This window comes from Streptomyces sp. N35 (genome assembly GCF_016464295.1).
Lineage (GTDB): Bacteria > Actinomycetota > Actinomycetes > Streptomycetales > Streptomycetaceae > Streptomyces.
Window position 1 is genome coordinate 42,636 of the sequence record NZ_JAEIMH010000015.1, and the last position, 26,648, is coordinate 69,283.

Consider the following 26,648-nt stretch of genomic DNA (forward strand, 5'->3'; position numbering starts at 1 on the left):
GGGACTTCCCGAACGCCCGGAATGCTCCCCTCCGGTCCCGGGTGCTCAGGGCGCTGGATATCCGTGAGGTCTCAACTCAGGAAAGACTGGCATCCAAACCTGCATTCGATCTTGCCCAGTTGAAGGGAAGTGGACTATACCTGTCGGCGTCCGAGCATCCTGCGGAAGCGGGTGCGAGGCGGGGGAGCAGGGGGCCTGGAACGCCCTGGCGTCAACAGTTCACCCATCTCATGAATGCAGCAGCACTTAGAGCTTCAACTGTTCGCGGGCGCCGGTGGATTCCGCTGCACCGCCTGAGTCCTGGGGAGGCGAGGACTTGAGTAGGGGATCCACCCTCGGCGTAGATCATCGCGATCTGATCAGGAGCGTCGGTCACGGCGCCGTGCATCTCGCAGCTGATCACCATCGGTTCCGCTGAGCGGCTCCGAAACAACGGTGAAACGCCCCGGATGTGCCTCTCCGTCGATGTCCCACGCGGATATCCCACGCGGAGACTCATCCGAAGCCGCACTCACAGGTAAGTGCGGCAAGCGCATCGCCGACCTGGCCCTGGCGGCCGAACACGCAGTGAAACCAGGAAGATCGAATCGATCAGTGAGGATGCAGAGATGACGACTCGTATGGGGTCTCTTGACAGGCGGACGTTCCTCCGCGGGGCGATCGCAGCAGCGGCCGCGGCATCGATGGCGACTGCATGTGGCTCTCCCTCCTCCGACAGCGAGGACAAGAAGCCGAAGGGCGAGACCTCGGCCAAGAACCCGTTCGGCGTCGCCAAGAACTCCAAGGTGGAAGCGGCCATCTTCGACGGTGGCTACGGCGTCGACTACGTCACCTTCGCGGGCACGGTCGTCCCGAAGCAGATCGCCGGTGTCAAGGTCGACGTCAAGCCGGTCGTCGACATCGCCCCGCAGCTCCAGCCCCGCTTCGTCGGCGGCAACCCGCCGGACCTCATCGACAACTCCGGTGAGGACCAGATCGGCTTCCTCAGCATCCTCGAGCAGCTCGAGACGCTGGACGACGTCTTCGAGGCCAACAACTACGAGGGCAAGAAGATCGCCGACACGGTGTACGCCGGCGTCAAGGACCCCGGTACGTACAACGGCAAGTTCGTCGCGCTCAACTACGTGATGACGGTCTACGGCGTCTGGTACTCCCAGTCGCTGTTCGAGGCGAACGGCTGGACCGCCCCGAAGACCTGGGACGAGGCGTACGAGCTCGGCAAGAAGGCCAAGGAGAAGGGCAAGTACCTCTTCGTCCACGGCAAGGAAGCCGCGACCTACTACCAGACGCTGCTCATCGAGTCGGCGATCAAGGAGGGTGGCGACGAGGTTCGCATCGCCCTCGAGAAGCTGGACAAGGACTCCTGGTCGCTCCCGGCCGTCCAGGGCGTTCTCAAGATCATGGAGAAGATGGTCAAGGAGAAGATGTTCGTCCCGGGCGGCTCCGGCACCCAGTTCCAGAAGGCCCAGGCGATCTGGAGCAACGACCAGAAGGCGCTGCTCTACCCGACCGGTGGCTGGATCGAGAACGAGATGAAGGACGCCACCAAGGCCGACTTCAAGATGACCGGCATCCCGTCCATGACGCTCACCTCCGGCTCGAAGATGCCCTACGAGGCGGTCCACGCAGCCGCGGGCGAGCCGTTCATCGTCCCCAAGCAGGGCAAGAACGCGGCCGGCGGCAAGGAGGTGCTGCGGGCGATGCTGTCCAACGAGGCGGCCTCCAACTTCTCCAAGACGAAGCTGGCCCCGACCATCGTCAAGGGCACCGTGCCCGCGGACGGTTACGGCTCATCCGCGCTCGTCTCGCAGTCGAAGATGCTCGAGGCCGCGGGCGAGAACATCTTCACCTTCAACTTCGTCGGCGCGTACGGCATCAACACCGACATGCTGGTGCCGTGGAACTCCTTCCTCGCCGGTGACCTCGACGCCAAGGGCCTGACCTCGGCTCTGCAGAAGATCTCCGACAAGATCCGCGAAGACGACTCCATCGAGAAGTTCGAGGTCAGCTAGTACCGCCATGAGTGACACGATCACCAAAACCGAACCCGCGGGCGGCCCCGGCGCCGCAAGCTCACCTTCGACCGGGTGACGTTCTTCCTCGCGTTCCTCGGTATCCCGTTGACCGTCTTCGTCCTCTTCGTCCTGTATCCGTTCATCCAGGCGATCTACTGGGCGATGACCGACTGGCGCGGATACAGCCCCGACTACAACTTCGTCGGCCTCGACAACTTCACCAAGATGTTCGAGGACGACGTCTTCCTGAAGGCGTTGCGCAACGTCGCGCTGCTTGCGGCCGTAGTGCCGTTGGTGACCTTGACGCTCGCCCTCGGGGTCGCGGTGGCCATCACCCTGGGCGGGCCCAGCAAGGGCCCCGTCCGAGGGATCAAGGGTGCGTCGTTCTACCGGATCATCTCGTTCTTCCCCTACGTCGTTCCGGCGATCATCGTCGGTCTGATCTGGGCCCAGATGTACGACCCGAACGCCGGCCTGCTCAACGGCATGCTCAACAAACTCGGTCTCGACTTCGAGTCGTTCGCCTGGCTCGGCGAGAAGTCGACGGCGATGCCGGCCCTGATGTTCGTCTTCGTCTGGGGGCTCGTCGGGTTCTACGCGGTGCTCTTCATCGCGGCGATCAAGGGTGTCCCCGGCGAGTTGTACGAGGCGGCCAAGATCGACGGGGCCGGGCGGTTCCGGACGACGATCTCGATCACTCTGCCGGCGATCCGGGACAGCGTGCAGACGGCGTACATCTATCTGGGTATCGCCGCGCTGGACGCCTTCGTCTTCGTCCAGGCGCTGTTGCCGAACGGTGGGCCGGACAACTCGACGCTCACGATCAGCCAGCATCTGTTCACCACCGCCTTCCGCAAGGGGCAGTTCGGATACGCGACCGCGATGGGTGTCGTCCTCGCTGTTGTCACCCTGGTGTTCGCGGCGCTGGTGTTCACCGTCAACCGACTGACCGGCGGTGGCGAGGACAAGAAGGAGAAGGCCCCCCGGCGCAAGGCTCCACCTGCGGGCGTTGAAAGCGGGGCTCTGCCTGCTGGAGCTGAAGGAGGTGCTCGATGAGCGCCACAGCCGTCGACCCGAGCCTGGTGGCCGACCAGAAGCTGGTGAAGAGGACCAACAGCAGCGACCGCAGGTTCGCGGCGATCGCACACACCCTGCTCTCCGTATGGGCCGTGATCGTGATCGTGCCCATGCTGTGGGTGCTGATGTCGTCGTTCAAGTCGACGGGCGACATCCTGTCGTCGCCCTTCTCGCTCCCCACGGAGTGGAAGGTCGAGAACTACGCGAACGCGTGGTCCGACGCGAACATCGGGTCGTACTTCCTGAACTCGGTGATCGTCGTTGTCTCCGCACTGGTCCTGGTCATGCTCCTTGGCGCGATGTGCGCCTACATCCTTGCCAGGTTCCAGTTCCCCGGCCGCCGGCTGATCTACTACACGATGCTGGCCGGACTGACCTTCCCGGTCTTCCTGGCGATCGTGCCGCTGTTCTTCCAGCTGCAGAACTTCGGGCTGCTGAACACGCGTCTGGGATTGATCCTCACGTACGTCGCGTTCGCGCTGCCGTTCACGATGTTCTTCCTCTATTCGTTCTTCCGGTCACTGCCGCATGACGTCTACGAGGCCGCGCTGATCGACGGTGCCGGTGACTGGCGGGCGTTCTTCCAGGTCATGCTGCCGATGGCCAGCCCGGGTATGGCAGCGGTGGCGATCTTCAACTTCCTGGGACTCTGGAACCAGTTCCTGCTGCCGGTGGCTCTCAACACCGACCAGGACAACTGGGTCCTGACCCAGGGGATGTCCGCCTACGCGGCCTCACAGGTCTACGACATCGACTACGGTGCGCTGTTCGCGGCGATCGTGATCACCGTGGTGCCTGTGCTGATCGTGTATGTCATCTTCCAGCGCCGGATTGCCGGTTCAGTGTCGCAGGGCACCTTCCGCTGACACCTGCTGTCCTCTGTCCGACTGCCCGCCGGGTCTGACGGCGGGGTCCGTGAAGCGGACCCTTCTTGTACGGAGTGGAGCCCGGGTTGCCGCAGCCCGGGCTCCACTGCGTGGCGGGCGCTCTGCCGTGCGGCGGACTCGATCACTCCGCTCACCAGGTCGTAGTCCGAATTGTGACCCCGGGCCAGTCCTCGTTCCGTCCGTTCTCTTTCTCTCAAGGGCTTGACGGGGCGCAACCCCTCAGGCTCAGCTTAGAGTTCATAAGTTGGAGATAGTCGGGGGGCTGCAATGACGCCGCGGCCCCGGCAAGGAGGTCGTCGTGCAGACTCCGGGGTCGCAGTCGTCGCTGCACCGGGCCAATCTCGAGCGGGTCGTGAGGGCCGTGCGGATGGCAGGCTCGCTCACCCAGGCGGAGATCGCCAGGACGACGGGCCTCTCAGCGGCCACAGTCTCCAATATCGTGCGCGAGCTCAAGGACGGCGGAACCGTCGAGGTCACGCCCACATCGGCGGGCGGCCGCCGCGCCCGCAGCGTCTCGCTCAGCGGGGACGCGGGCCTGGTCGTAGGGGTTGATTTCGGGCATACGCATCTACGCGTCGCCATCGGCAACCTCGCGCACCAGGTGCTGGCCGAGGAGTCCGAGCCGCTGGACGTGGACGCGTCCTCGGCGCAGGGCTTCGACCGGGCGGAAGTCCTGGTCAGCCGGCTGATCGAGTCCACCGGCGTGGACCGCGCCAAGGTCGCCGGCGTGGGACTCGGTGTCCCCGGCCCCATCGACGTGGAGTCCGGCACGCTCGGCTCGACCTCGATCCTGCCGGGCTGGCAGGGCATCAACCCTGCTCAGGAGCTGTCCGAACGCCTCGGCGTCCCGGTCTCGGTCGACAATGACGCCAACCTCGGCGCGCTCGGCGAGCTGGTCTGGGGGAGCGGGCGCGGGGTCAAGGACCTCGCGTACATCAAGGTCGCCAGCGGGGTCGGCGCGGGCCTGGTGATCAACGGGGAGATCTACCGGGGCCCGGGCGGCACGGCGGGCGAGATCGGGCACATCACCCTCGACGAGTCGGGGCCGGTCTGCCGCTGCGGCAACCGCGGCTGCCTGGAGACCTTCGCGGCCGCGCGCTATGTGCTGCCGCTGCTGCAGTCCAGCCACGGCACGGACCTGACCATGGACAAGGTGGTCGCGCTCGCCCGCGAAGGGGACCCCGGCTGCCGCCGGGTGATCTCGGACGTGGGCCGGCACATCGGCAGCGGGGTCGCCAATCTCTGCAATCTGCTCAACCCGTCGAGGGTCGTGCTCGGCGGGGACCTCGCCGAGTCCGGCGAGCTGGTCCTGGCGCCCATCCGCGAGTCGGTGGGACGCTATGCCATCCCCAGTGCGGCCCGCCAACTCTCCGTACTCCCGGGGGCACTTGGCGGCCGCGCCGAGGTTCTCGGGGCCCTCGCCCTCGCGCTCAGCGAGATGGGCGATTCGACCTTGATCGACCAATCCGTCCAGGGCGCCGCCGTCGATGGCGAGCTCCGTACGGCGCCGACTCCTGTCTTCACTTAGATAACGAATGGCACCGTTGTCATCTCGTTAAGTATTAACTCCTTGACGCTGGCAACGGGGCCGAGTTGACTCACTGCCACCTCGGCCGCAACGACGCGGCCTCGTCAGGGAGGTTTCCCCAGTGAATACGCGTATGCGTCGTGCGGCCATAGCCATCGCCTCGACCGCCATGGCTGTTTCTCTCGCCGCCTGTGGTAGCGCCGCCGAGTCCGGCGACAAGGCCGAAGAGTCCAACGGCGGCAAGGCCAAGGGTGACGACATCACCGTCGGTCTGCTCCTGCCGGAGAACCAGACGGCTCGTTACGAGAAGTTCGACAAGCCCATCATTGAAGAGCAGATCGGCAAGCTCACCAATGGCAAGGGCAAGCTCGAGTACCTGAACGCCAAGCAGGACGCGACCGTCCAGTCGCAGCAGATCGACACGATGATCACCAAGAAGGTCGACGTGCTGATCCTGGACGCGGTCGACTACAAGGCCGTCGCCAACGGTGTGAAGAAGGCCAAGGACGCCGGCATCCCGGTCGTGGCCTACGACCGCCTGGCCGAGGGCCCGATCTCCGCCTACACCTCCTTCGACAACGAAGAGGTCGGCAAGACCCAGGGCGAGGCCCTCCTGAAGGCGCTCGGCGACAAGGCCGAGGGCGGCCAGATCGTCATGATGAACGGCTCCGTCACCGACCCGAACGCCGCGCAGTTCAAGAAGGGCGCCCACTCCGTCCTCGACGGCAAGGTGAAGATCGGCAAGGAGTACGACACCAAGGAGTGGAAGCCGGAGAACGCCAACGCCAACATGGAGGGCGCCATCTCCGCCCTCGGCAAGGACAAGATCGACGGCGTCTACTCCGCCAACGACGGCATGGCGGGCGGCATCATCACCGCCCTCAAGGGTGCCGGCCTCGCCAAGCTCCCGCCGGTCACCGGCCAGGACGCCGAGCTCGCCGCCGTGCAGCGCATCATCTCCGGTGAGCAGTACATGAGCGTCTTCAAGTCCTACCCGGCCGAGGCCGAGACCGTCGCCAAGATGGCCGTCTCGATCGCCAAGACGGGCAAGCTGGACGGCGCCGGCCTGGAGACCAGCACGGTCGACAGCGGCACCGACAAGGGCATCCCGTCCGTGATCGTCCCGGTGCTCTCCCTCACGCAGGAGAACATCAAGGACACGGTCATCAAGGAGAACTACTACACCGTCGACGAGATCTGCACGGCCAAGTACAAGGCCGCCTGCGACAAGATCGGCCTGAAGTAGTCCCCAGGGGCCCAGGGGCGGCCGCCGTACCGGCAGCCCTTCGGCCCCACGGACTTGCCGTAAGGCAACTCCCCTGTTCCCTGCGGGACTTGCGCACCTGTTGAAGTCGCGCTCCCGTGGAAGCACGTCCGGCGCCCCGCCGCCGAAAGCCCCGCAGCTCAACGGCGGGGCGCCGGACGGAACACCCCTCACTCCTCTGTACAACCTCCCGCCGGGTCAGGCTCAGGCGGCGAAGGAGATGGTTCACGTGTCCGCTACGCCCGTGCTGGCGTTGCGCGGGGTCTCCAAGCGATTCGGTGCCGTCCAGGCGCTCACCGATGTAGAGCTCGAGGTCCACGCCGGCGAGGTGGTCGCCCTGGTCGGCGACAACGGTGCCGGAAAGTCCACCCTGGTCAAGACGATCGCGGGTGTGCACCCCATCGATGACGGCGTCATCGAGTGGGAAGGCAGCAAGGTCACCGTCAACAAGCCGCACGACGCCCAGGACCTGGGCATCGCGACCGTCTACCAGGACCTCGCGCTGTGCGACAACATCGACGTCGTCGGCAACCTGTTCCTCGGCCGCGAGATCCGCCGCCGCGGCGTGCTCGACGAGGTCGAGATGGAGCGCCGCGCGCGCGAGCTCCTGCAGACCCTGTCGATCCGCATCCCCAGCGTGCGCATCCCCGTCGCCTCGCTCTCCGGCGGTCAGCGCCAGGTGGTGGCCATCGCCCGCTCGCTGCTCGGCGAGCCCAAGCTGGTCATCCTGGACGAGCCCACCGCGGCACTCGGCGTCGAGCAGACCGCGCAGGTGCTCGACCTGGTCGAGCGGCTGCGCGAGCGCGGCCACGCGGTCATCCTCATCAGCCACAACATGGCCGATGTGAAGGCCGTCGCGGACAAGGTCGCCGTCCTGCGACTCGGCCGCAACAACGGTGTGTTCGAGGTCAGGACGACCTCGCAGGAAGAGATCATCTCCGCCATCACCGGAGCCACGGAGAACGCCGTGACCCGTCGTGCGGCGCGCAGTAACGCGGAGGCTCAGAAGTGAGCATCGACAAGACCAAAGCGCCGGTTGACGCCCCGGCCGCGGCCGCGGACGCCGTCACCGTCGTCGACCCCCGTCTCCTCGTGCGCGAGCAGGGCTTCGCCGGCTACATCGGCGAGTTCAAGCGCAAGATGCGCGCCGGTGACCTGGGCGCCATGCCGGTCGTCGTGGGTCTGATCGCCATCTGCGCGATCTTCCAGAGCCTGAACTCGGCCTTCCTGGGCGCGGAGAACCTCAACAACATCTTCGTCGCCATGGTGGCCACCGGCATGATGTCGGTCGGCATCATCTTCGTGCTGCTGCTCGGCGAGATCGACCTCTCGGTCGGCTCGGTCAGCGGTGTCTCGGCCGCGATCATGGCCGTGATGAGCATCACGCACGGTGTCAACGAGTGGCTCGCCGTGCTCACCGCCCTCGCGGCCGGCGCCGTCATCGGCGCCCTGCACGGGTTCTTCTTCGCCCGGATCGGCGCGCCCGCCTTCGCCGTGACGCTGGCCGGCCTGCTGTTCTGGAACGGCTTCATGCTCCAGATCCTGGGCTCCAACGGCACGATCAACATCGACGGCGACGGAGTGGTCGGCAGGCTCACCACGTACTACTTCACCGATGTCGCCGCCGCGTACGGCCTCGCCGTCGTGGCCGTGGCCCTGTACTTCTTCTCGGCCTTCTTCGCCGCCCGCCGCCGTGAGGCCGCGGGCATTCCGTCCCGGCCGCTGAGCGAGATCATTCTTCGTACGGTGCTGCTCGCGGTCGCGGCGTTCGCCGTGGCGATCATGTTCAACCAGTACAAGGGCCTGCCGCTCGCCACGCTGCTCTTCGCGATCGTGCTGGTCGCGACGGACTTCCTGCTCCGTCGCACCGCGTACGGCCGCAAGATCTTCGCGCTCGGCGGCAGCGTCGAGGCCTCGCGCCGTGCCGGTATCAACGTCACGGCGATCCGGATCTCCGTCTTCGCCATCGCGGGCTTCTTCGCGGCGGTCGGCGGTCTCTTCTGGGCCTCCAAGATCGCGGCGGCGAACCAGAGCGCCGGCGCCGGTGACCTCCTGATGAACGTCATCGCCGCGGCCGTGATCGGCGGCACCAGCCTCTTCGGCGGCCGGGGCCGCACCTGGAACGCCCTGCTCGGTGTCCTCGTCATCACGTCGATCCAGTACGGACTCGCGCTCGAGGGCATCGCCACCCCGATCCAGTACATGATCACCGGTGGAGTGCTCCTCGCCACGGTCGTCATCGACTCGGTCACCCGCAAGACCCAGAAGTCGGCGGGCCGCGCGTAATCCCGCTCACGCCCCAGCCCGGTGCCTCTTCGCGGGGTGCCGGGCTTCGGCTTTCCCGCCCGGCAGGCGCCGGGCTTCGGCGTCCGGCCGGCCGGGGTGCGCGGGTCCGGCTCGGAGCCGGTTCAGCTCACCACACCGGTGTCCCAGGCCCAGACCGCCACGGCCACGCGGTTGCGGGCGTTCAACTTCCGCTGGATCACCGCGAGATGGTTCTTCACCGTGCCGGGGGCCAAGGCCAGGGCGGCCGCCATTTCCGCGTTCGTCTCGCCGCGCGCGACCCGCTCCACCACCGCGAGTTCGCGTTCGGTCAGCGGTTCGTACGGGGCGGGCGCAGGGGCGGTACGGGCGCGCGGTGACGGCGTCAGCTGCCTCAGCAGCCGTACGGTCACCTGCGGGCTGATCAGCGCCTCGCCCGCGACCGCGGCGCGGACCGCCTCCGCGAGGAGCGCCGGGCCCGAGCGCTTGAGCAGGAACCCCGAGGCGCCGTTGCGCAGCGCGGTGTGGACGTATTCGTCCAGGTCGAACGTCGTGACCACGACCACCCGTATCGGGTCGGCGGCCTCCGGTCCCGCCAGCGCCTTGGTGACCTCCAGGCCGTCGAGCCCGGGCATGCGGATGTCGGCGAGCACCACGTCGGGGCGCAGATGCAGGGCCTGTTCCACTGCTGACTTCCCGTCGGCGGCCTCGGCGACCACCGTCATGTCCGGCTGCGCGTCGAGCAGGATCCGGAACGCGTACCGGATCGCCTGCTGGTCGTCGGCGAGGAGGATGCGGATCGTCATAGGGGCACCGTCTTCATGGGTCGCCGTCGTCTTGGGGCCGCCGTCTTCATGGCGTTGCCGGCGTCACGAGGTCGCCGTAGTCCCGGGGACGCCGTCGTCCCGGGGGGCGCCGTCATGGCGTCGCCATCCACGGGGTCGCCGTCGTCACGGCGCCGCCGTCGTCGTAGGGCAGGCCCCAGGCGTGGCGTGGTCCATTGTGCCGATCATGTCATGCGCAGGCCTCACCGCTCCGGCCCTCGTGCCGGCAGCCGGGCCGTGAGCCGCCAGCCGCCGCCCAGCGCCGGACCCGCGGCCAACTCGCCGCCCAGCGCGGCCACTTGGGCGGACAGACCGGCCAGGCCGCGGCCGCCGCCGGCCCGCCCCGTCCTGCGGAACCCGGGGCGCACGGGCCTGCCGTCGTCGCGTACGCGCACACGCAGCCCTTCCGCACCGGGACCCGTCACCGTGACCTCCACGCGGGTCGCGTCCCGTGCGTGCCGCCGTATGTTCGTCAGCGCCTCGACGACCACCCGGTAGGCGGTCATGGACACCTCGCGCGAGATCTGCGCGTCCTGGGCGGAGCAGTCGAGCACCGCGTGCGCGCCGCCCGCCGCGTCGAACCGGCCCACCAGCTCCGGAAGTTGGGCAAGACCCGGCAGCGGTGCCCGGCCCGCCTCCTGCGCCCCGGCGCCGTCCCTGTGCAGGACATGCACCGTGCGGTCCAGGGAGGACAGCGCGCGCCGGGCCGCCGACTCGATCGCGGCCAACTGGGCCGCCCCGGCGGCCGGATCGTGCGCGGCGAGCATCTGGCCCGCCTGGGCCAGCGCCAGCATTTCGCTCACGTCGTGTGCCACGAAGTCGTGCAGATCGGCAGCGAGGCGCAGCCGCTGCTCACGCTGTGCCGCCAGGACCGACCGCTCGCGACGCCGGTCGAGCAGGCGCAGATACAGCCCCGTCCCCACGGCGGCGAGCGCCACGAGCAGCCAGGCGGCCACGCCCGCGACGAGCGCCTGCGTCACCGGCGCCCGGCGCAGCAGCGACAGCGGTCCGGCGGCCGCGGCCAGGGCCGTCAGCGCCACCCCCGCGCGCCGGGCGGACCAGCGGGCCGCGAACACCGTCAGGGCCAGCAGCGCCCCGAGCTCCACAACGGCCAGTGCCTCAGGGCCCGTTGACCCGCCGGTCGCAGTGAGGGCGGCTGTCACCACCAGCGAGACACCTCCGCAGGCACCGGCCACCGGCCCCGCCCAACGCGCCATCGCCCGCCCCTTGTTGTCCATGACCGCGACCCTATGACCTGCCCGTACGCCCGCCCCCTGCCGTTCGGCACCCCCGTCCCGCCGTACCTGCCGCAAGCGAGGCCGATCGGCAGGGGCGGACGCGACGCCGGACGGCGAAGGATCGAGCCATCGGATCCAGGCGAAGGACAGCGCCATCGGATCAAACGACGCGGAGGTGAGGGCCGATGAAGGTCAACTGGTTCGGTTACGCGGCGGCGCTGTGGTCGCTGCTGTACGGCGTGTTCGGGGTGTACTGGGCGCTCGGCGGGGATGCCGTGGCCTACCCGTTCGCGCCCATCGACGAGGACCACCGCTCCGCATCGCTCCTCGAGGGCGCCCCGGCGCAAGCGGTCGGCACGGTGGCGGGTGTTCTCGGCCTGCTCGGCGTGGCCGCCGGGGTGGCGCTGGCGCGGGGCTTCGGCCACGGGCGGCTGCGCACCGCGCTGCTCTGGTACGGCTGGGGCAGCGGGGTCGCGCTGGCCCTGGTGATCCCCGACTACACACTGATCGCCGTGGCCGCGCTGTGGCCCGTCCTGATCGTGTTCGCCTTCACCGGGGTGCCCGGACCGCAGGACGGTGTGGCCGACATTCTTTACTGGCACCGCGTGCACCTGATCATCGTCTTCGCCGGCGGCCTGCTGTGGGCCCTCGCGGCGCTCGCGTACCGGCGCTGGACCGCCGGATCGTGCGTGCGCTGCGGACGCGGCCACCGGCACGGCACGGATCAGGCGGCCCTGCGCCGCTGGGGCCGGCGGGCGGTGTGGGTGGCGGTGCTCTCGCAGATCCCGTACGAGGTCACCCGGGTCGCGTGGTACTTCGGATGGCCGCTGGGGATCACGGACGAATTCCTGGCGGAGATGCAGAACACCCCGGGCATGCCGGAGACGGGGCTGGCCATGGGACTCGTGTCGCTCGGCGGGGCGGCGCTCACCCACGGTCTGACGGCGCGCTGGGGTGAGGTGTTCCCCCGCTGGACGCTGTTCCTGGCGGGCCGCCGGGTGCCGCCGCCGCTCGCAGTGATCCCGGCCACCGTCGTCGCGGTGGCGCTGATCCCCGCGGGGCTGATGAGCCTGCGCATGGTCGGCGACGAAGCGGGCTGGGGCGTGACGGGCCCCAGCGTCTTCTGGGCGGTGTGGGGCGCGGCGCTCGGCGTGGCCGCCCTCGCGTACCACCTGCGCCGCCGCGGGGCGTGCAAGCGCTGCGGGCGGGGCGGTGGCGAACTCTCCGTACAGGACGATGTCTCCGTACAGGAGGACGTCCCCGCACAGGAGGACGTCTCGGCGCAGAAGGGCGTCCCGGTACAGGACGACATCTCCGTACAGCCGGACGTGCCGGACGTGACCCTTTCGGTGGCCGAGCGGTGAGCGGTGCGGGCCGGGCTTTCGCGGCTCGGCCGGGGAGGCGGGAATTGCGCCCGCGCCAGGCGCAACCCGCAGCGCCCACCCGGCGTCCTCGCGGGACAGGGCCGTACACGGTGGTGCACAGAGGCGGACCGGACGAGTACACCGCGCGAACACCTCTCCGTACCGCCGAACGCGTGACATACCCGACGACGCCCTTGCCGGGCGGAACATTAGACTCGACAGACCCGGCACCGCTTTTTCAGCTCGACCGAAACACAACCGCTAGGAGGCACGGGTGGGCCTGCTGACCCGTATCAAGGGGCCGCGCGACCTGGACCGGCTCAGCCATGAGCAGCTGGACCAGCTGGCCGCTGAGATCCGGACCTTCCTGGTCGACGCGGTCTCCAAGACCGGCGGCCACCTCGGCCCGAACCTCGGCGTCGTCGAGCTCACCATCGCCCTGCACCGCGTCTTCGAGTCGCCCAAGGACAGGGTGCTGCTCGACACCGGCCACCAGAGCTATGTGCACAAGCTGCTCACCGGCCGCCAGGACTTCTCGAACCTGCGCGCCAAGGGCGGCCTGTCCGGCTACCCCTCGCGCGCCGAGTCCGAGCACGACGTGATCGAGAACAGTCACGCCTCCACGGTGCTCGGCTGGGCCGACGGCCTCGCCAAGGCCAATGAGGTCCTCGGCAAGGACGACCATGTCGTCGCCGTGATCGGTGACGGCGCCCTCACCGGCGGTATGGCCTGGGAGGCGCTGAACAACATCGCCGCCGCCAAGGACCGCCCGCTGGTGATCGTCGTCAACGACAACGAGCGTTCGTACGCCCCCACCATCGGCGGCCTCGCGAACCACCTGGCCACCCTGCGCACGACGGACGGGTACGAGCGTTTCCTGTCCCGTACGAAGGACCTCCTGGAGAAGACGCCCGTCGTCGGGCGCCCGCTCTACGAGACGCTGCACGGCGCCAAGAAGGGCCTCAAGGACTTCATCGCCCCGCAGGGCATGTTCGAGGACCTCGGCCTCAAGTACGTCGGCCCGATCGACGGCCACGACATCCAGGCCCTGGAGTCCGCCCTGATGCGCGCCAAGCGCTTCGGCGGCCCGGTGATCGTGCACTGCCTCACCGAGAAGGGCCGCGGCTACCAGCCCGCCGTCCAGGACGAGGCCGATCGTTTCCACGCCGTCGGCGTGATCCACCCGGACACGGGTCTGCCGGTCGCCGCCTCCGGCGCCGACTGGACCAGCGTCTTCGGTGACGAGATGGTCGAGCTCGGCAGGGAGCGCAAGGACATCGTGGCGATCACCGCCGCGATGCTGCAGCCGGTCGGCCTGAAGAAGTTCCAGGCCGCCTTCCCCGACCGCATCTTCGACGTCGGCATCGCCGAGCAGCACGGCGCGGTCTCCGCCGCCGGGCTCGCGACGGGCGGGCTGCACCCGGTCTTCGCCGTGTACGCGACGTTCCTCAACCGCGCCTTCGACCAGCTGCTCATGGACGTGGCCCTGCACAAGTGCGGTGTCACCTTCGTGCTCGACCGCGCCGGCGTCACCGGTACGGACGGCGCCTCGCACAACGGCATGTGGGACATGTCGATCCTGCAGTGCGTCCCGGGCCTGCGCCTGGCCGCGCCGCGCGACGCCCAGCAGCTGCGCGCGCAGCTGCGCGAGGCCGTCGACGTCGATGACGCACCGACCGTCGTGCGCTTCTCCAAGGGCCTGGTCGGCCCGGCCGTGCCCGAGGTCGGCAAGGTCGGCGGCATGGACCTGCTGCGCAAGGCAGGCACGGACCGCCCGGATGTCCTCCTTGTCTCCGTCGGCGCGCTCGCCCCGATGTGCCTGGAGATCGCCGGTCTGCTCGACAAGCAGGGCATCTCCACCACGGTCGTCGACCCCCGCTGGGTGAAGCCGGTCGACGAGGCGCTCGCCCCGCTCGCGGAGCAGCACCGCGTCGTCGTCACCGTCGAGGACAACGGCCGCGCCGGCGGTGTCGGGTCCGCCATCGCCCAGGCGCTGCGCGACGCGGGCGTGGACGTACCGCTGCGGGACTTCGGCATCCCGCCGCGCTTCCTCGACCATGCCTCGCGCAAGGAGGTCATGGCCGAGATCGGCCTGACCGCACCGGATATCGCGCGCCAGGTCACCGGTCTGGTGTCCAAGCTGGACGGCCGCTACGAGAGCGCCGCGAGCGAGACCGTGGAGCCGGCCCGGGACTGATCTTTGGCACCGAGCGTCATCAAGGCCCCGGCCGGGCGGCCCTCACCGGGGGGCCGGGGGGGGCCGGTCCTGTGGCGTAGGGCCCGGTCACGGGTACCCGTCGGCCCACCATCCCGATCATGGCCCTCGACACGAGCGCAGGGAGGCACACCGGTGACCACACCGCAGGACACACGCAACGCCGGGGGCGGACTGTTCCGCACCAAATCCGTCGAGCAGTCGATGCGTGACACGGAGGAACCCGAGCACGCACTCAAGAAATCGCTCTCCGCCCTCGATCTCACGGTCTTCGGCGTCGGCGTGATCATCGGCACCGGCATCTTCGTCCTCACCGGAAAGATCGCCAAGGAGACCGCGGGCCCGGCCGTCGCCCTCGCCTTCGTGGTCGCCGGCCTGGTCTGCGCGCTCGCGGCGCTCTGCTACGCCGAGTTCGCCTCGACCGTCCCTGTGGCCGGATCCGCGTACACCTTCGCGTACGCCTCCCTCGGTGAACTGCCCGCATGGATCATCGGCTGGGACCTCATCCTGGAGATGGCGCTCGGCTGCGCGGTGGTCGCGGTCGGCTGGTCCGGCTATGTGCGCTCCCTGATGGACACGGCCGGTCTGCACCTGCCCGACGCCCTCACGGGAACGCGGGACGGCGACTTCGGCTTCGACATCCTGGCCTGTCTGCTCGTCCTGCTGCTCACGGGCATCCTGATCGCCGGGATGAAGCTCTCCTCCCGGGTGAGCGCCGTCGTCGTGGCCCTCAAGGTCAGCGTCGTACTGGTCGTGATCCTCGTCGGCGCCTTCTTCATCACGGGTTCCAACTACAACCCGTTCATCCCGCCGTCCCAGCCGGGCGAGGCCGGCAGCGACATCACCTCGCCGCTGATCCAGCTGATGTTCGGCTGGGCGCCCACCAACTTCGGCGTGATGGGCATCTTCACCGCGGCCGCCGTGGTCTTCTTCGCGTTCATCGGCTTCGACATCGTGGCCACGGCAGCGGAGGAGACCAAGAACCCGCAGCGGGACGTCCCGCGCGGCATCCTCGGCTCGCTGCTCATCTGCACCCTGCTCTATGTGCTGGTCTCGATCGTCGTGACCGGTATGCAGAAGTACACCGAACTCTCGACGGACGCCCCGCTCGCCGACGCCTTCAAATCGGTGGGCCATCCCTTCTGGGCGGGCCTGATCAGCTTCGGCGCGGCCGTCGGCCTGACGACCGTCTGCCTGATCCTGCTCATGGGCCAGACCCGGGTGTTCTTCGCGATGAGCCGTGACGGACTGCTGCCCAAGCCTTTCTCCGTCGTCCACCCGCGCTTCGGCACCCCGTACCGCTCGACGATCCTGCTCGGTGTGATCGTGGCGATCGTGGCCGGCTTCACCTCGATCGACGAACTCGCCGAACTGGTCAACATCGGCACCCTGTTCGCCTTCGTCGTGGTCGCCATCGGCGTGGTGATCCTGCGCAAGAAGCGCCCCGACCTGCCGCGCTCCTTCCGCACCCCGCTGGTCCCGTTCGTCCCGATCCTCTCGGTCGCGGCCTCGCTCTGGCTGATGCTCAACCTGCCCGCGGAGACCTGGCTGCGCTTCGGCATCTGGATGGTCCTCGGCGTGATCATCTATTTCCTGTACGGGCGCAAGCACAGCCGCCTCGGCAAGCATCTGCCGCCACGTGAACCGGTGGTCGACTGACCCGGCCGCTGACCCCGGCGCACAACTCCCTGTCATCACACGTGAGTTTCCTGCGTAACCCTTCGGCCCCGTATGTCCCGCTTCGGTGAGGGCTGCGGGGCCGTTAGCTTGGCCCCTATGCTCGCCGAGCCTTCCGCGTCGTCACGTTCCGTACAGGGGCTGCCCATTCACCGGACCAGTACGCGTCCGGTGCCCCGGCCGCGTACCGGTGACGATCAGCCCGCACCGTCCTCAGCAGGCACCCGCTACTGGCCGAGACTGCTCGCGGTCCTCGCCGTGCTCGCCTGCGTCACCCGGATCCCGTCCTTCGTCTGGCCGGTGTGGAACCCCGACGAGGGCTTTCTCGCCACCCAGGCGAGGATGCTGGGCTCGGGCGGTGAGCTGTACGAGACGGTGGTCGACCGCAAGCCGCCCCTCGTGCCCTGGCTCTACCAGGGCGCGTTCGCACTGTTCGGCGACGACTCCCTCGTTCCCCTGAAGATCCTCGCCATCGCGGCGGTGTTCCTGACCGCGGCGCTGCTCGCCGCACTCGCCCGCCGCCGCTGGGGCGACGGCGCCGGCCGCACGGCCGGGATCCTCTCGGTGCTGCTGTCCATCGGCCTCAATCCCGAGGACACCCAGGCCGCCACCTTCGAGGTCTTCATGCTGCCGTGCACCGCGGCCGCCATGTGGTGTGCGGACCGGCGCCGTTGGGGCTGCGCGGGCCTCGCCGTCGCCGCCGCCTTTCTGACGAAGCAGACGGGTGCGGCGGTGCTGCTGCCCGTGCTCTGGCTGCTGTGGCAGTCCGGCCGACCCCGCGGCGCACTGCTGCGCCTGGCCGCCGGTGGCCTCGCGCCGCTGCTCGCCGCGGCCCTGGTGACCACCCCCACCGGCTTCCTCTTCTGGACGGTCACCGGCTCCGGAGCCTACGCCTCGTTCGCCGGCTCCGAACTCCACGTGCTCTTCCGGGCGTTGGGCAACACCGCGTTGCTGACCGTGGCCTGCGCGGGCGTACTCCAGCCGATCGTGCGCGTGCTGCGGATCGCCCGCACCGGAGCCGCCGACCTCTGGCTCTGGCTCGGCTCGTCGACGGCGGCGGTCTGCCTCGGATTCCACTTCTTCGGCCACTACTACCTTCAACTCATCCCGCCGCTCGTCCTGTTGGGCACCGCCGCGCTGCAGATCCTGCCCCGGGTCTGGCTTCCCACGGCCCTGCTGACCACGGCCTGCACCTGCGTGTTCTTCCTTGTGTGGGGCTTGCTGACGCCGCGCCCCGAACTCGCCCACGCGGCCCGTGTCGCCGCCGCCGTGCAGGCCCGCACCCAGCCCGGCGACCGCGTCCTCATCTGGGGCATACATCCCGAGACGTACTGGCTGGCCGACCGCGTACCCGCCAGCCGCTTCCTGACGGCGGGCCTGCTCACCAACTACAGCGGGGGCCGCAACGGCCCGCAGGTGGGCGAGAAGTACGCGGTACGCGGCGGCTGGACGACCTTCCGCGAGGAGATGACCACCCGCCCGCCGGCCCTGGTCGTGGACGACGCACGCGGGAAGCCGTACGGGGTGGAGCGGGTGAAGGGCCTGCGGAAGGCGCTGGAGCGCGGGGGGTATCAGCGGGCGGGGGTGGTGGGAGGGACCGTGCTGTACGAGCGCTCGGGGCCGGGGTGATCCCGCGCGGGCCCAGGTGCTCAACCGCCGGTCGCGGGGGACTTCCTGGCGGACTCGGGGACCGGCTGGTCGCCGCGGAGCGCCTTCCACAGGGCGCCCGCCTGGGGCTCCGCCGCGACCACCCGGTTCGGGTCCGCCCGGTCGTAGGCGACGGGCAGCATCACCGTCTCCATCGTGGACGGATCGATCGCCTGGAGGCTCCGGCCGAAGTCCGCGAGCGCGGTCAGGGACGCGAGCTCGGCGTCCGTCGTGAGAGATTCCGTGAGGCGGTCCGCGATGCGGTACGTCTTGGTGGGGCTGCCGAGAAGGTCCTGCCGCTTGATCTCGCCGAGCAGCGCGACCATGAACTGCTGTTGCAGCCCTATCCGTCCGAGGTCGCTGCCGTCGCCGACGCCGTGCCTGGTCCGCACGAAGGCCAGGGACTGCGTCCCGTCCAGCTTGTGGGTGCCCTTCGTCAGCGAGAGGCCGCTGGACTTGTCCTCGATCGGTTCGTCGACGGTGACGGTCACCCCGCCTATCGCGTCGACAAGACCCTTGAACCCCGCGAAGTCGATCTCCATGAAGTGGTCCATCCGCACTCCGGACATCGCCTCCACGGTCTTGACCACGCAGGCCGGACCCGCCGTGGAGTACACGGAGTTGAACATCACGCGCTTCGCGGGCGGCAGTGTGGAGCCGTCGTCCTTGGCGCACTCGGGGCGTGTCACCAGTGTGTCGCGCGGGATGCTCACGGCGGTGGCCCGTGTGCGGCCCTCGGGGATGTGCACCACGAGCGCGGTGTCCGCGCGGGCGCCCGCCGCCTGGCCCGTACCCAGGGAGGCATTGGCGCCCGCGCGGGAGTCGGAGCCGAGGATCAGCAGGTTCTGGCCGGAGGCCGCCTGCTTCTCGGGGCGGTCCTTGCCCAGGGCCTTGTCGAGATCCACCGCGGAGATATTGGAGTTGAGGTCCGAGTAGAGCCACCACGCGGTGCCGCCGAGCGCCAGGACCAGGGCGAGCAGGGTCAGCAGGACGATGCGGCCCTTGCGGCGGCGCGCGGGTCGGCCGCTGCGGGCGCGGCGGCCCTGCGGGGCTGCGTGCGACATGGTGCGGGTCCCTCTTCCTCACGGCCCCGCGCCGCGGACGTGTCGCGTACGCGCAGGGGAGTGGGGCCCGGGTGGGGGGAGGGCCGGCCCACGGTGTCGATGGTGTCCGCACCAAGGTAATCGAACCCGAGTTCCGTCGACGCCGCGGGTGGCCCTAGTACACGGCCCGCGGACCCAAGCACACCGCCCCCGACTCGCCCACCCTGCCCCGCAGTTCCCGGTCGGCCGTGACGACCACGCACGGGCCCGCGGCCGCTGCCGCCAGCTCCACGATCCGGTCGTCCCCGCTGCCGGGCGCCTCGTCCACGCGCACCCCCGGCACACTCTCCACGCCGCGCGCCCGGCCCTCGACGACCAGGACGATGTCGAGCGGGCCCGGGTGGGCGGGCGGCAGGCCCTCGGTCGCGTACGGGACGAGCTTGTCCCGCAGGCGTACGGCGGCCGCGCGCCGGTCGCGCCACCAGCCGTCGGGGACGGAGCCGATGACGTTGGCGGCGTCGATGATCAGGAGCGTGGACATGGACCCATTGTCCCCATGCCTGCGGAATGAGCCCATGTCCGACCAGACGTCCGAGCGCGTCCGCTCACTGATACGTCACCGGTCCCCGGGGGACGCACGAACGCACACGGGCCGTACAGGATCAACTCCCGTACGGCCCGTGCGCAGTGCCCGGTGTGCTTACGCGGGCACGCTCGCCACGCCCGCGGCGAGGAACCGCTTGCCGTTCACCCGCTCCGACACGCCCTCACGGTCGAGGTACGGCGTCACGCCACCGAGGTGGAACGGCCAGCCGGCGCCCGTGATCAGGCAGAGGTCGATGTCCTGGGCCTCGGCCACGACGCCCTCGTCGAGCATGAGCCCGATCTCCTGCGCCACCGCGTCGAGGACCCGGTCCCGCACCTGCTCCTCGGTCAGGACGACATCGCCCTGCTTCAGGAGCGCCGCGACCTCGGGGTCCAGCTCCGGCTTGCCGGAGTCGTAGACGTAGAAGCCGCGCTTGCCGGCCTTCACCACGGCGGCGAGGTTCGGGGAGACCGTGAAGCGGTCCGGGAAGGACCGGTTGAGCGTCTCCGACACGTGCAGACCGATGGCCGGGCCGACCAGTTCGAGCAGCACCAGCGGCGACATCGGCAGGCCGAGCGGCTCGACCGCCTTCTCCGCGACGGCGACCGGGGTGCCCTCGTCGATCACGTTCTGGATCTCGCCCATGAAGCGCGTGAGGATGCGGTTCACGACGAACGCCGGGGCGTCCTTCACGAGCACCGCGGTCTTCTTCAGCTTCTTGGCGACACCGAACGCCGTGGCCAGCGAGGCGTCGTCGGTCTTCTCGCCGCGCACGATCTCGAGCAGCGGAAGCACCGCGACCGGGTTGAAGAAGTGGAAGCCCACGACCCGCTCGGGGTGCTTGAGCTTCGAGGCCATCTCGCTCACCGACAGCGAGGAGGTGTTGGTGGCGAGGATCGCGTGCGCCGGAGCGACCGCCTCGACCTCCGCGAACACCTGCTGCTTGACGCCCATCTCCTCGAAGACGGCCTCGATGACGAAGTCGGCGTCGGAGAAGCCGGCGGCCTTGTCCAGCGAGCCCGTCACCAGGGCCTTGAGGCGGTTCGCCTTGTCCTGGTTGATACGGGACTTCAGGAGCAGCTTGTCGATCTCGGCGTGGACGTAGCCGACGCCCTTGTCGATGCGCTCCTGGTCGATGTCGGTCAGGACGACCGGTACCTCGAGGCGGCGCAGGAAGAGCAGCGCCAGCTGCGAGGCCATCAGGCCCGCACCCACGACGCCGACCTTGGTGACCGGGCGGGCCAGGTCCTTGGACGGGGCGCCCGCCGGGCGCTTGCCGCGCTTCTGCACCAGGTTGAACGCGTAGATGCCGGAGCGCAGTTCGCCACCCATGATCAGGTCGGCGAGCGCGGTGTCCTCGGCGTCGAAGCCGGCCTGCAGATCACCGGACTTGGCGGCTTCGATGATCTCCAGGGCGCGGTACGCGGCCGGGGCCGCACCGTGCACCTTGCTGTCCGCGATGAAGCGGCCCTTGGCGACGGCCTGGTCCCAGGCCTCGCCGCGGTCGATCTCGGCGCGCTCGATCTTGATCTCGCCCTTGAGGACGGACGCGGTCCAGATCAGCGACTGCTCCAGGAAGTCCGCGCCCTCGAAGATCGCGTCCGCGATACCGAGTTCGTAGACCTGCTTGCCCTTGAGCTGCTTGTTCTGGTTGAGCGAGTTCTCGATGATGACCGAGACGGCGCGCTCGGGACCGATCAGGTTGGGAAGCAGCGCACAGCCGCCCCAGCCCGGGACCAGACCGAGGAAGACCTCGGGCAGCGAGAACGCCGGGATGGCGCCCGAGACGGTGCGGTAGGTGCAGTGCAGACCGACCTCGACACCGCCGCCCATCGCGGCGCCGTTGTAGTACGCGAAGGTCGGCACGGCCAGCGCGGACAGACGCTTGAAGACGTCGTGGCCGCCCTTGCCGATGGCGAGCGCGTCCTCGTGCGTCTTGAGCAGCTCGACGCCCTTGAGGTCGGCGCCGACGGCGAAGATGAACGGCTTGCCGGTCAGACCGGCACCGACGATCTCACCCGCGGCCGCCTCCTTCTCGACCTGGCTGATCGCCACGTCGAGGTTGGCCAGGGACTGCGGACCGAAGGTGGTCGGCTTGGTGTGGTCCAGGCCGTTGTCCAGCGTGATCAGCGCGAAACGGCCGGCGCCGAACGGCAGTTCAAGGTGCCGTACGTGCGCCTGCGTGACGACCTCGTCCGGGAAGAGCGCGGCGGCACCCTTCAAAAGCTCAGCGGTGGTGCTCACTTGCCCTCCCAGTGGGGGTTTTCCCAGATGACGGTCGCGCCCATGCCGAAGCCGACGCACATGGTGGTGAGGCCGTACCGCACCTGCGGCTGGTCCTCGAACTGCCGCGCCAGCTGCGTCATCAGACGCACACCGGAGGAGGCGAGCGGGTGACCGAAGGCGATCGCGCCGCCGTACTGGTTCACGCGCGCGTCGTCGTCGGCGATGCCGTAGTGCTCCAGGAACGCGAGCACCTGTACGGCGAAGGCCTCGTTGATCTCGAACAGGCCGATGTCCTCGATGGACAGACCGGCCTGGGCGAGCGCCTTCTCGGTGGCCGGGATCGGGCCGTAGCCCATGACCTCCGGCTCGACACCCGCGAAGGAGTACGAGACCAGGCGCATCTTGACCGGGAGGTCGTGCTCCCGGGCGAAGTCCTCGGACGCGATCAGGGAGGCGGTCGCACCGTCGTTCAGACCGGCCGCGTTACCGGCGGTGACCCGTCCGTGCGTACGGAACGGGGTCTTCAGACCGGCGAGGTTCTCGATCGTGGTGCCCGGGCGCATCGGCTCGTCGGCGGTGACGAGACCCCAACCGGTCTCGCCCACATCGGGGTTGGTGTTGCGCACCGAGACCGGCACCAGGTCCTGCTGGATCTTGCCGTCGGCGTACGCCTTCGCGGCCTTCTCCTGCGAACGCACCGCGTACTCGTCGGCGCGCTGCTTGGTGATCGTCGGGTAGCGGTCGTGCAGGTTCTCCGCCGTCATGCCCATGAACAGGGCCGACTCGTCGACCAGCTTCTCGCTCACGAACCGCGGGTTGGGGTCGACGCCCTCACCCATGGGGTGGCGGCCCATGTGCTCGACACCACCGGCGATGGCGGCGTCGTACGCACCGAAGGCGATGGAACCGGCGGCGGTGGTCACGGCGGTCAGCGCGCCGGCGCACATGCGGTCGATCGAGTAGCCCGGCACGGACTGCGGCAGACCGGCCAGGATGCCGGCGGTGCGGCCGAGGGTCAGGCCCTGGTCGCCGATCTGCGTGGTGGCGGCGATGGCCACCTCGTCGACCTTCGCGGGGTCCAGGTTCGGGTTGCGGCGCAGCAGCTCCCGGATGGCCTTCACGACGAGGTCGTCGGCGCGGGTCTCGTGGTAGATGCCCTTCGGGCCCGCCTTGCCGAACGGGGTGCGGACGCCGTCGACGAAGACGACTTCCTTGACGGTACGAGGCACGATGGCTCTCCTCCAGGGGGGTGCGGGATCGCTGCGTACGCACACGCCTGAGCGCGCGCTCACCTCTTCATGCTACTTGCCGGTAACCATTGGCGACAGTGCCCCCGCCCGGAGCGGCGAAGGTCACACTCCCGCGGGGGCCTCGCCGAGCACCCGCAGCACCGCGTCCCGTACGAAGGTCCCGGGCGCGGCGGGGTCGTCGAGATCGCAGGCGACGGCGAGCCCGTCCCTGATCAGCATCAGCAGATCCGCCGTGCGCCCGGGGTCCGGGTCGCCGGCGTCGGCGAGCAGGCCGCGCATCAGCGTCCGGAACCAGCTCCGGTACTCCTCGACCGCCTGCCGTACCGGATGGGCCGGATCGGGGTACTCCGCCGCGGCGTTGATGAACGGGCAGCCGCGGAAGTCCGCCAGCGCGCCGATCTGCCCCATGCGGTCGAATACCGCGAGCAGCGTCTCGCGCGGCCCGTCCGCCGTGGACGAGAGCTCCTCGACCGCCGCCCGCTGCTGCCGGGTCTGCTCCTCGATGTACGCCTTGACCAGGGAGTCCTTGGCCGGGAAGTGGTGGTAGAAGGTCGCCTTCGCCACCCCGGCCTCGGCGATGATCCGGTCGATGCCGACCGAGTGCACCCCTTCCGCGTAGAAGAGGCGGGTCGCCGTGTCCAGGACTCGGCTGCGGGCGGGGCTCTTCAGGCTGTTCGCGGGCATGACTTGACCGTACCAGACAGGTCTGTCTAGGCTGCTGCCATGAAGAACAGACAGACCTGTCTGTTCAGAATGAAGTGACTCGTCCAGGAGGACCTCATGAGCGCTCTGTACACCGCGGTGGCAACGGCATCCGGCCGAGAGGGCCGCGCGGTCACCTCGGACGGCAAGCTCGACCTCAAGCTGTCCCACCCCGTCGAGCTGGGCGGCGACGGCTCCGGCACCAACCCCGAGCAGCTCTTCGCGACGGGCTATGCGGCCTGTTTCGCCAGCGCGATGCAGCTCGTCGCCCGTCAGCAGAAGATCGACGTCTCGGACGTCTCGGTGACGGCCGAGGTGGGCCTCCTGAAGAACGACGCGGGCGGCTTCGGGCTCGAGGTCACCCTGCGCGTGGAGATGCCGGATTCGATCCCGGCGGACGCGGGCCGGGCACTGCTCGACGCCACGCACCAGGTGTGCCCGTACTCGAACGCGACGCGCGGCAACATCCCGGTGAACCTGGTCGTGGAGTAGTCCCCGACAGCGAGGTGCCCCCGCAGCCGACCGGCTGAGGGGGCACCACTGCGTACAGCCAAGGCTCAGGCGGTAGCCGAAAGCGCCGCCACCAGCACCGGCGTCACCTGCTCGACCTGCCACGCCCGCGCCCCGTACGAGGTCAGCACCGCGGCCACCGACTGAGCGTCGGGCGTCGCCGGCGGCTCCCAGCACAGCCGCCGCACCGTGTCCGGGGTGATCAGGTTCTCCTGCGGCATGTTGAGCTGCTCGGCCAGCGCCATCACCGCCGCCCGCGCCGCCGTGAGGCGGGCCGCGGCCACCGGATCCCGGTCGGCCCACGACCGCGGCGGCGGAGGCCCGGCATGCGGCTGCCCCGGCTGGGGGAGCTCGGTGGCGGGCGGCGGCTTGGCCCGGTCGACCGCCCCCTGCCACTGCTCCAGCTGACGCCGCCCCATCCGGTGCCCGAAGCCCGTCAGCGAGCTGAGCGCGTGCACATTGGGCGGCAGCGCGAGCGCGGCCTCCACGATGGCGGTGTCACTGAGCACCTTGCCGGGCGACACATCGCGCCGCTGGGCGATCCGGTCCCGTGCGTTCCACAGCTCGCGCACCACCGCCAGCTGCCGGCGCTTGCGCACCTTGTGCATCCCGGACGTCCGGCGCCACGGGTCCTTGCGCGGCTCCGGCGGCGGAGCCGAGGCGATCGCGTCGAACTCCTGATGCGCCCAGTCGAGCTTGCCCTGCCGGTCGAGCTCCTTCTCCAGGGCGTCGCGCAGATCCACGAGCAGCTCGACATCGAGCGCGGCATAGCGCAGCCACGGCTCGGGCAGCGGCCGTGTCGACCAGTCGACGGCGGAGTGCCCCTTCTCCAGTACGTAGCCGAGCACCGACTCGACCATCGCGCCGAGCCCGACGCGCGGGAAGCCCGCGAGCCGTCCGGCCAGCTCGGTGTCGAAGATGCGCTCGGGGATCATGCCTATCTCACGCAGGCACGGAAGATCCTGGGTGGCGGCGTGCAGTACCCACTCGGCATCGGCGATCGCCTCGCCGAGCCCCGACAGATCGGGGCAGGCCACGGGGTCGATCAGCGCGGAACCCGCGCCGGCGCGGCGCAGCTGCACGAGATAGGCGCGCTGTCCGTAGCGGTAGCCGGAGGCGCGCTCCGCGTCGACCGCCACGGGGCCGGTACCGGCGGCGAAAGCGGAGACCACCTCGGCGAGCGAGGCGGCGTCGGCGATCACCGGCGGAATGCCGTCACGGGGTTCCAGCAGGGGGGTCGGCGACGCTTCATCAAGAGCGACGTCGTCCGGAGGGCCGCCTCCGGCGGTTCGCAGTGAGCTGTCTGCTGCGGTCTCTTGGGCGTCGGTCACTTGTTAAGGGTATCTGTGTATGAACAGCGCTCCCTCGCCGGCGAGGGTGGTCCGCCGGGGAAGGACGGGCCCCCGCGGCGGAACCTTCGCGCGGGGGGGCGCGTGAACCTCTGTCGGGCAGGGATCAGTGGATGATTCCGGTACGCAGAGCGACCGCGACCATCCCGGCGCGGTCACCCGTGCCGAGCTTGCGGGCAATACGTGCGAGGTGGCTCTTCACGGTCAGCGCGGACAGGCCCATCGAGACGCCGATCGCCTTGTTGGACTGGCCCTCCGCCACCAGCCGCAGGACTTCGACCTCACGTCCGGACAGTTCGCGGTAGCCGCCCGGGTGGCTCGGGGCGCCCGGCGGGCGCCGGTGCATCCGGGAGGCGGGGGCACCCATCTGAGCGGCGCCGGGGCGCGTGGGGCGACCCGTGTTGGGGCGGGGGCCGGTGACGACATAGCCCTTCACACCGCCGGCGAGGGCGTTGCGAACGGCGCCGATGTCATCGGCCGCCGACAGGGCCAGGCCGTTCGGCCAGCCCGCGGCGCGGGTTTCGGAAAGAAGGGTCAGGCCCGAACCGTCGGGCAGGTGGACATCGGCGACGCAGATGTCGCGCGGGTTGCCGATGCGGGGACGGGCCTCGGCGATCGAGGACGCCTCGATGACGTCGCGTACTCCGAGCGCCCAGAGGTGACGGGTGACGGTGGATCGGACGCGCGGGTCCGCCACGACGACCATGGCGGTCGGCTTGTTCGGGCGGTAGGCGACCAGGCTTGCGGGCTGCTCGAGGAGAACGGACACCAGGCCTCCTGGGTGCGGGACTGGGGGGAGCCGGCTGCGGGGAAGAAGCCGGGCGAACCGTGCTTTCAGGGTCACGATGGTCTTCGGCAAGGTTGCGGTTCGGCTTTAGCGAATGATCACGAATTAGTGAAACGGGTTGGTGTTGGTCGGGGAAAACCCCGGCCAAACCAGCCCGCGGGAAAACAAAGCCCCAGGGGGGGGGGGGCCCGCCCGGC

The 26,648-nt window shown here is 69.5% G+C and carries 21 protein-coding genes; 12 read left to right on the forward strand and 9 right to left on the reverse strand.

All coding sequences use genetic code 11. The features are described from left to right. Positions 1-683 precede the first annotated feature (683 nt). From ngcE to JAO81_RS11225, 7 genes are all read left to right on the forward strand, one after another. Positions 684-2,012: an N-acetylglucosamine/diacetylchitobiose ABC transporter substrate-binding protein gene (gene ngcE / locus JAO81_RS11195; RefSeq protein ID WP_233415206.1), complete on the forward strand. Its 1,329-nt coding sequence runs from the start codon at positions 684-686 to the stop codon at positions 2,010-2,012. Positions 2,013-2,087: 75 nt separating this feature from the next. Next, positions 2,088-3,071 (forward strand): carbohydrate ABC transporter permease, encoded by a 984-nt coding sequence (locus JAO81_RS11200; RefSeq protein ID WP_199547638.1) that lies wholly within the window; start codon positions 2,088-2,090, stop codon positions 3,069-3,071. Then, positions 3,068-3,958, forward strand: coding sequence for a carbohydrate ABC transporter permease (locus JAO81_RS11205; protein WP_199547639.1), 891 nt, complete (start codon positions 3,068-3,070; stop codon positions 3,956-3,958). Before JAO81_RS11200 ends, JAO81_RS11205 begins: the two co-directional genes overlap by 4 nt. 319 nt (positions 3,959-4,277) lie before the next feature. After that, positions 4,278-5,507: an ROK family transcriptional regulator gene (locus tag JAO81_RS11210; protein ID WP_199547640.1), complete on the forward strand. Its 1,230-nt coding sequence runs from the start codon at positions 4,278-4,280 to the stop codon at positions 5,505-5,507. Between the two features lie 133 nt (positions 5,508-5,640). Continuing rightward, positions 5,641-6,753, forward strand: coding sequence for a sugar ABC transporter substrate-binding protein (locus JAO81_RS11215; protein WP_199547696.1), 1,113 nt, complete (start codon positions 5,641-5,643; stop codon positions 6,751-6,753). Between the two features lie 238 nt (positions 6,754-6,991). Then, a complete protein-coding gene (locus tag JAO81_RS11220; protein WP_199547641.1) occupies positions 6,992-7,783 on the forward strand; it encodes an ATP-binding cassette domain-containing protein in 792 nt (263 codons plus the stop codon). Further along, the gene (locus JAO81_RS11225; RefSeq protein ID WP_199547642.1) at positions 7,780-9,057 is read left to right on the forward strand and encodes a sugar ABC transporter permease; all 1,278 of its coding nucleotides are present in this window, start codon (positions 7,780-7,782) and stop codon (positions 9,055-9,057) included. Before JAO81_RS11220 ends, JAO81_RS11225 begins: the two co-directional genes overlap by 4 nt. 122 nt (positions 9,058-9,179) lie before the next feature. Here JAO81_RS11225 and JAO81_RS11230 read toward each other — a convergent pair whose 3' ends face one another. After that, positions 9,180-9,839 (reverse strand): response regulator transcription factor, encoded by a 660-nt coding sequence (locus JAO81_RS11230; protein WP_199547643.1) that lies wholly within the window; start codon positions 9,837-9,839, stop codon positions 9,180-9,182. Between the two features lie 221 nt (positions 9,840-10,060). Then, positions 10,061-11,095, reverse strand: coding sequence for a sensor histidine kinase (locus JAO81_RS11235; protein WP_233415207.1), 1,035 nt, complete (start codon positions 11,093-11,095; stop codon positions 10,061-10,063). A 185-nt stretch (positions 11,096-11,280) separates the two neighbouring features. Here JAO81_RS11235 and JAO81_RS11240 point away from each other — a divergent pair, with 185 nt between their 5' ends. The 4 genes from JAO81_RS11240 to JAO81_RS11255 all read left to right on the forward strand — a co-directional run bounded on the left by JAO81_RS11240 (position 11,281) and on the right by JAO81_RS11255 (position 17,980). Next, complete coding sequence (locus JAO81_RS11240; protein ID WP_199547644.1) at positions 11,281-12,459, forward strand: NYN domain-containing protein; 1,179 nt, start codon at positions 11,281-11,283, stop codon at positions 12,457-12,459. 274 nt (positions 12,460-12,733) lie between these two features. Next, a complete protein-coding gene (gene dxs / locus JAO81_RS11245) occupies positions 12,734-14,656 on the forward strand; it encodes a 1-deoxy-D-xylulose-5-phosphate synthase (RefSeq protein ID WP_165333978.1) in 1,923 nt (640 codons plus the stop codon). 222 nt (positions 14,657-14,878) lie between these two features. Then, a complete protein-coding gene (locus JAO81_RS11250; RefSeq protein ID WP_199547698.1) occupies positions 14,879-16,333 on the forward strand; it encodes an amino acid permease in 1,455 nt (484 codons plus the stop codon). Positions 16,334-16,450: 117 nt separating this feature from the next. Next, complete coding sequence (locus JAO81_RS11255; protein WP_199547645.1) at positions 16,451-17,980, forward strand: glycosyltransferase family 39 protein; 1,530 nt, start codon at positions 16,451-16,453, stop codon at positions 17,978-17,980. Between the two features lie 20 nt (positions 17,981-18,000). Here the strand turns inward: JAO81_RS11255 and JAO81_RS11260 are convergent, their stop codons facing one another. The 5 genes from JAO81_RS11260 to JAO81_RS11280 form a co-directional block, all read right to left on the reverse strand. After that, entirely contained in the window at positions 18,001-19,062 is a 1,062-nt protein-coding gene (locus tag JAO81_RS11260; RefSeq protein WP_199547646.1) for an LCP family protein, read from the reverse strand. A 154-nt stretch (positions 19,063-19,216) separates the two neighbouring features. After that, positions 19,217-19,582, reverse strand: coding sequence for an NYN domain-containing protein (locus JAO81_RS11265; protein ID WP_165335094.1), 366 nt, complete (start codon positions 19,580-19,582; stop codon positions 19,217-19,219). Positions 19,583-19,741: 159 nt separating this feature from the next. Further along, positions 19,742-21,871, reverse strand: coding sequence for a 3-hydroxyacyl-CoA dehydrogenase NAD-binding domain-containing protein (locus JAO81_RS11270; RefSeq protein WP_199547647.1), 2,130 nt, complete (start codon positions 21,869-21,871; stop codon positions 19,742-19,744). After that, positions 21,868-23,082 (reverse strand): acetyl-CoA C-acyltransferase, encoded by a 1,215-nt coding sequence (locus JAO81_RS11275; protein ID WP_199547648.1) that lies wholly within the window; start codon positions 23,080-23,082, stop codon positions 21,868-21,870. The genes JAO81_RS11270 and JAO81_RS11275 overlap by 4 nt, the downstream gene beginning before the upstream one ends. Before the next feature lie 123 nt (positions 23,083-23,205). Further along, positions 23,206-23,787, reverse strand: a complete 582-nt coding sequence (locus JAO81_RS11280) for a TetR/AcrR family transcriptional regulator (RefSeq protein WP_199547649.1) — start codon at positions 23,785-23,787, stop codon at positions 23,206-23,208. Positions 23,788-23,883: 96 nt separating this feature from the next. Between JAO81_RS11280 and JAO81_RS11285 the strand changes: the two genes are divergently transcribed. Further along, positions 23,884-24,297, forward strand: coding sequence for an organic hydroperoxide resistance protein (locus JAO81_RS11285; RefSeq protein ID WP_199547650.1), 414 nt, complete (start codon positions 23,884-23,886; stop codon positions 24,295-24,297). Between the two features lie 65 nt (positions 24,298-24,362). Here the strand turns inward: JAO81_RS11285 and JAO81_RS11290 are convergent, their stop codons facing one another. Together JAO81_RS11290 and JAO81_RS11295 are read right to left on the reverse strand one after the other, a co-directional pair. Then, positions 24,363-25,646: a ribonuclease D gene (locus JAO81_RS11290; RefSeq protein ID WP_199547651.1), complete on the reverse strand. Its 1,284-nt coding sequence runs from the start codon at positions 25,644-25,646 to the stop codon at positions 24,363-24,365. Positions 25,647-25,770: 124 nt separating this feature from the next. After that, positions 25,771-26,433 carry a response regulator transcription factor gene (locus tag JAO81_RS11295; protein ID WP_199547652.1) on the reverse strand — a complete coding sequence of 221 codons (663 nt, stop codon included), beginning with the start codon at positions 26,431-26,433 and terminating at the stop codon, positions 25,771-25,773. Positions 26,434-26,648: the final 215 nt, after the last annotated feature.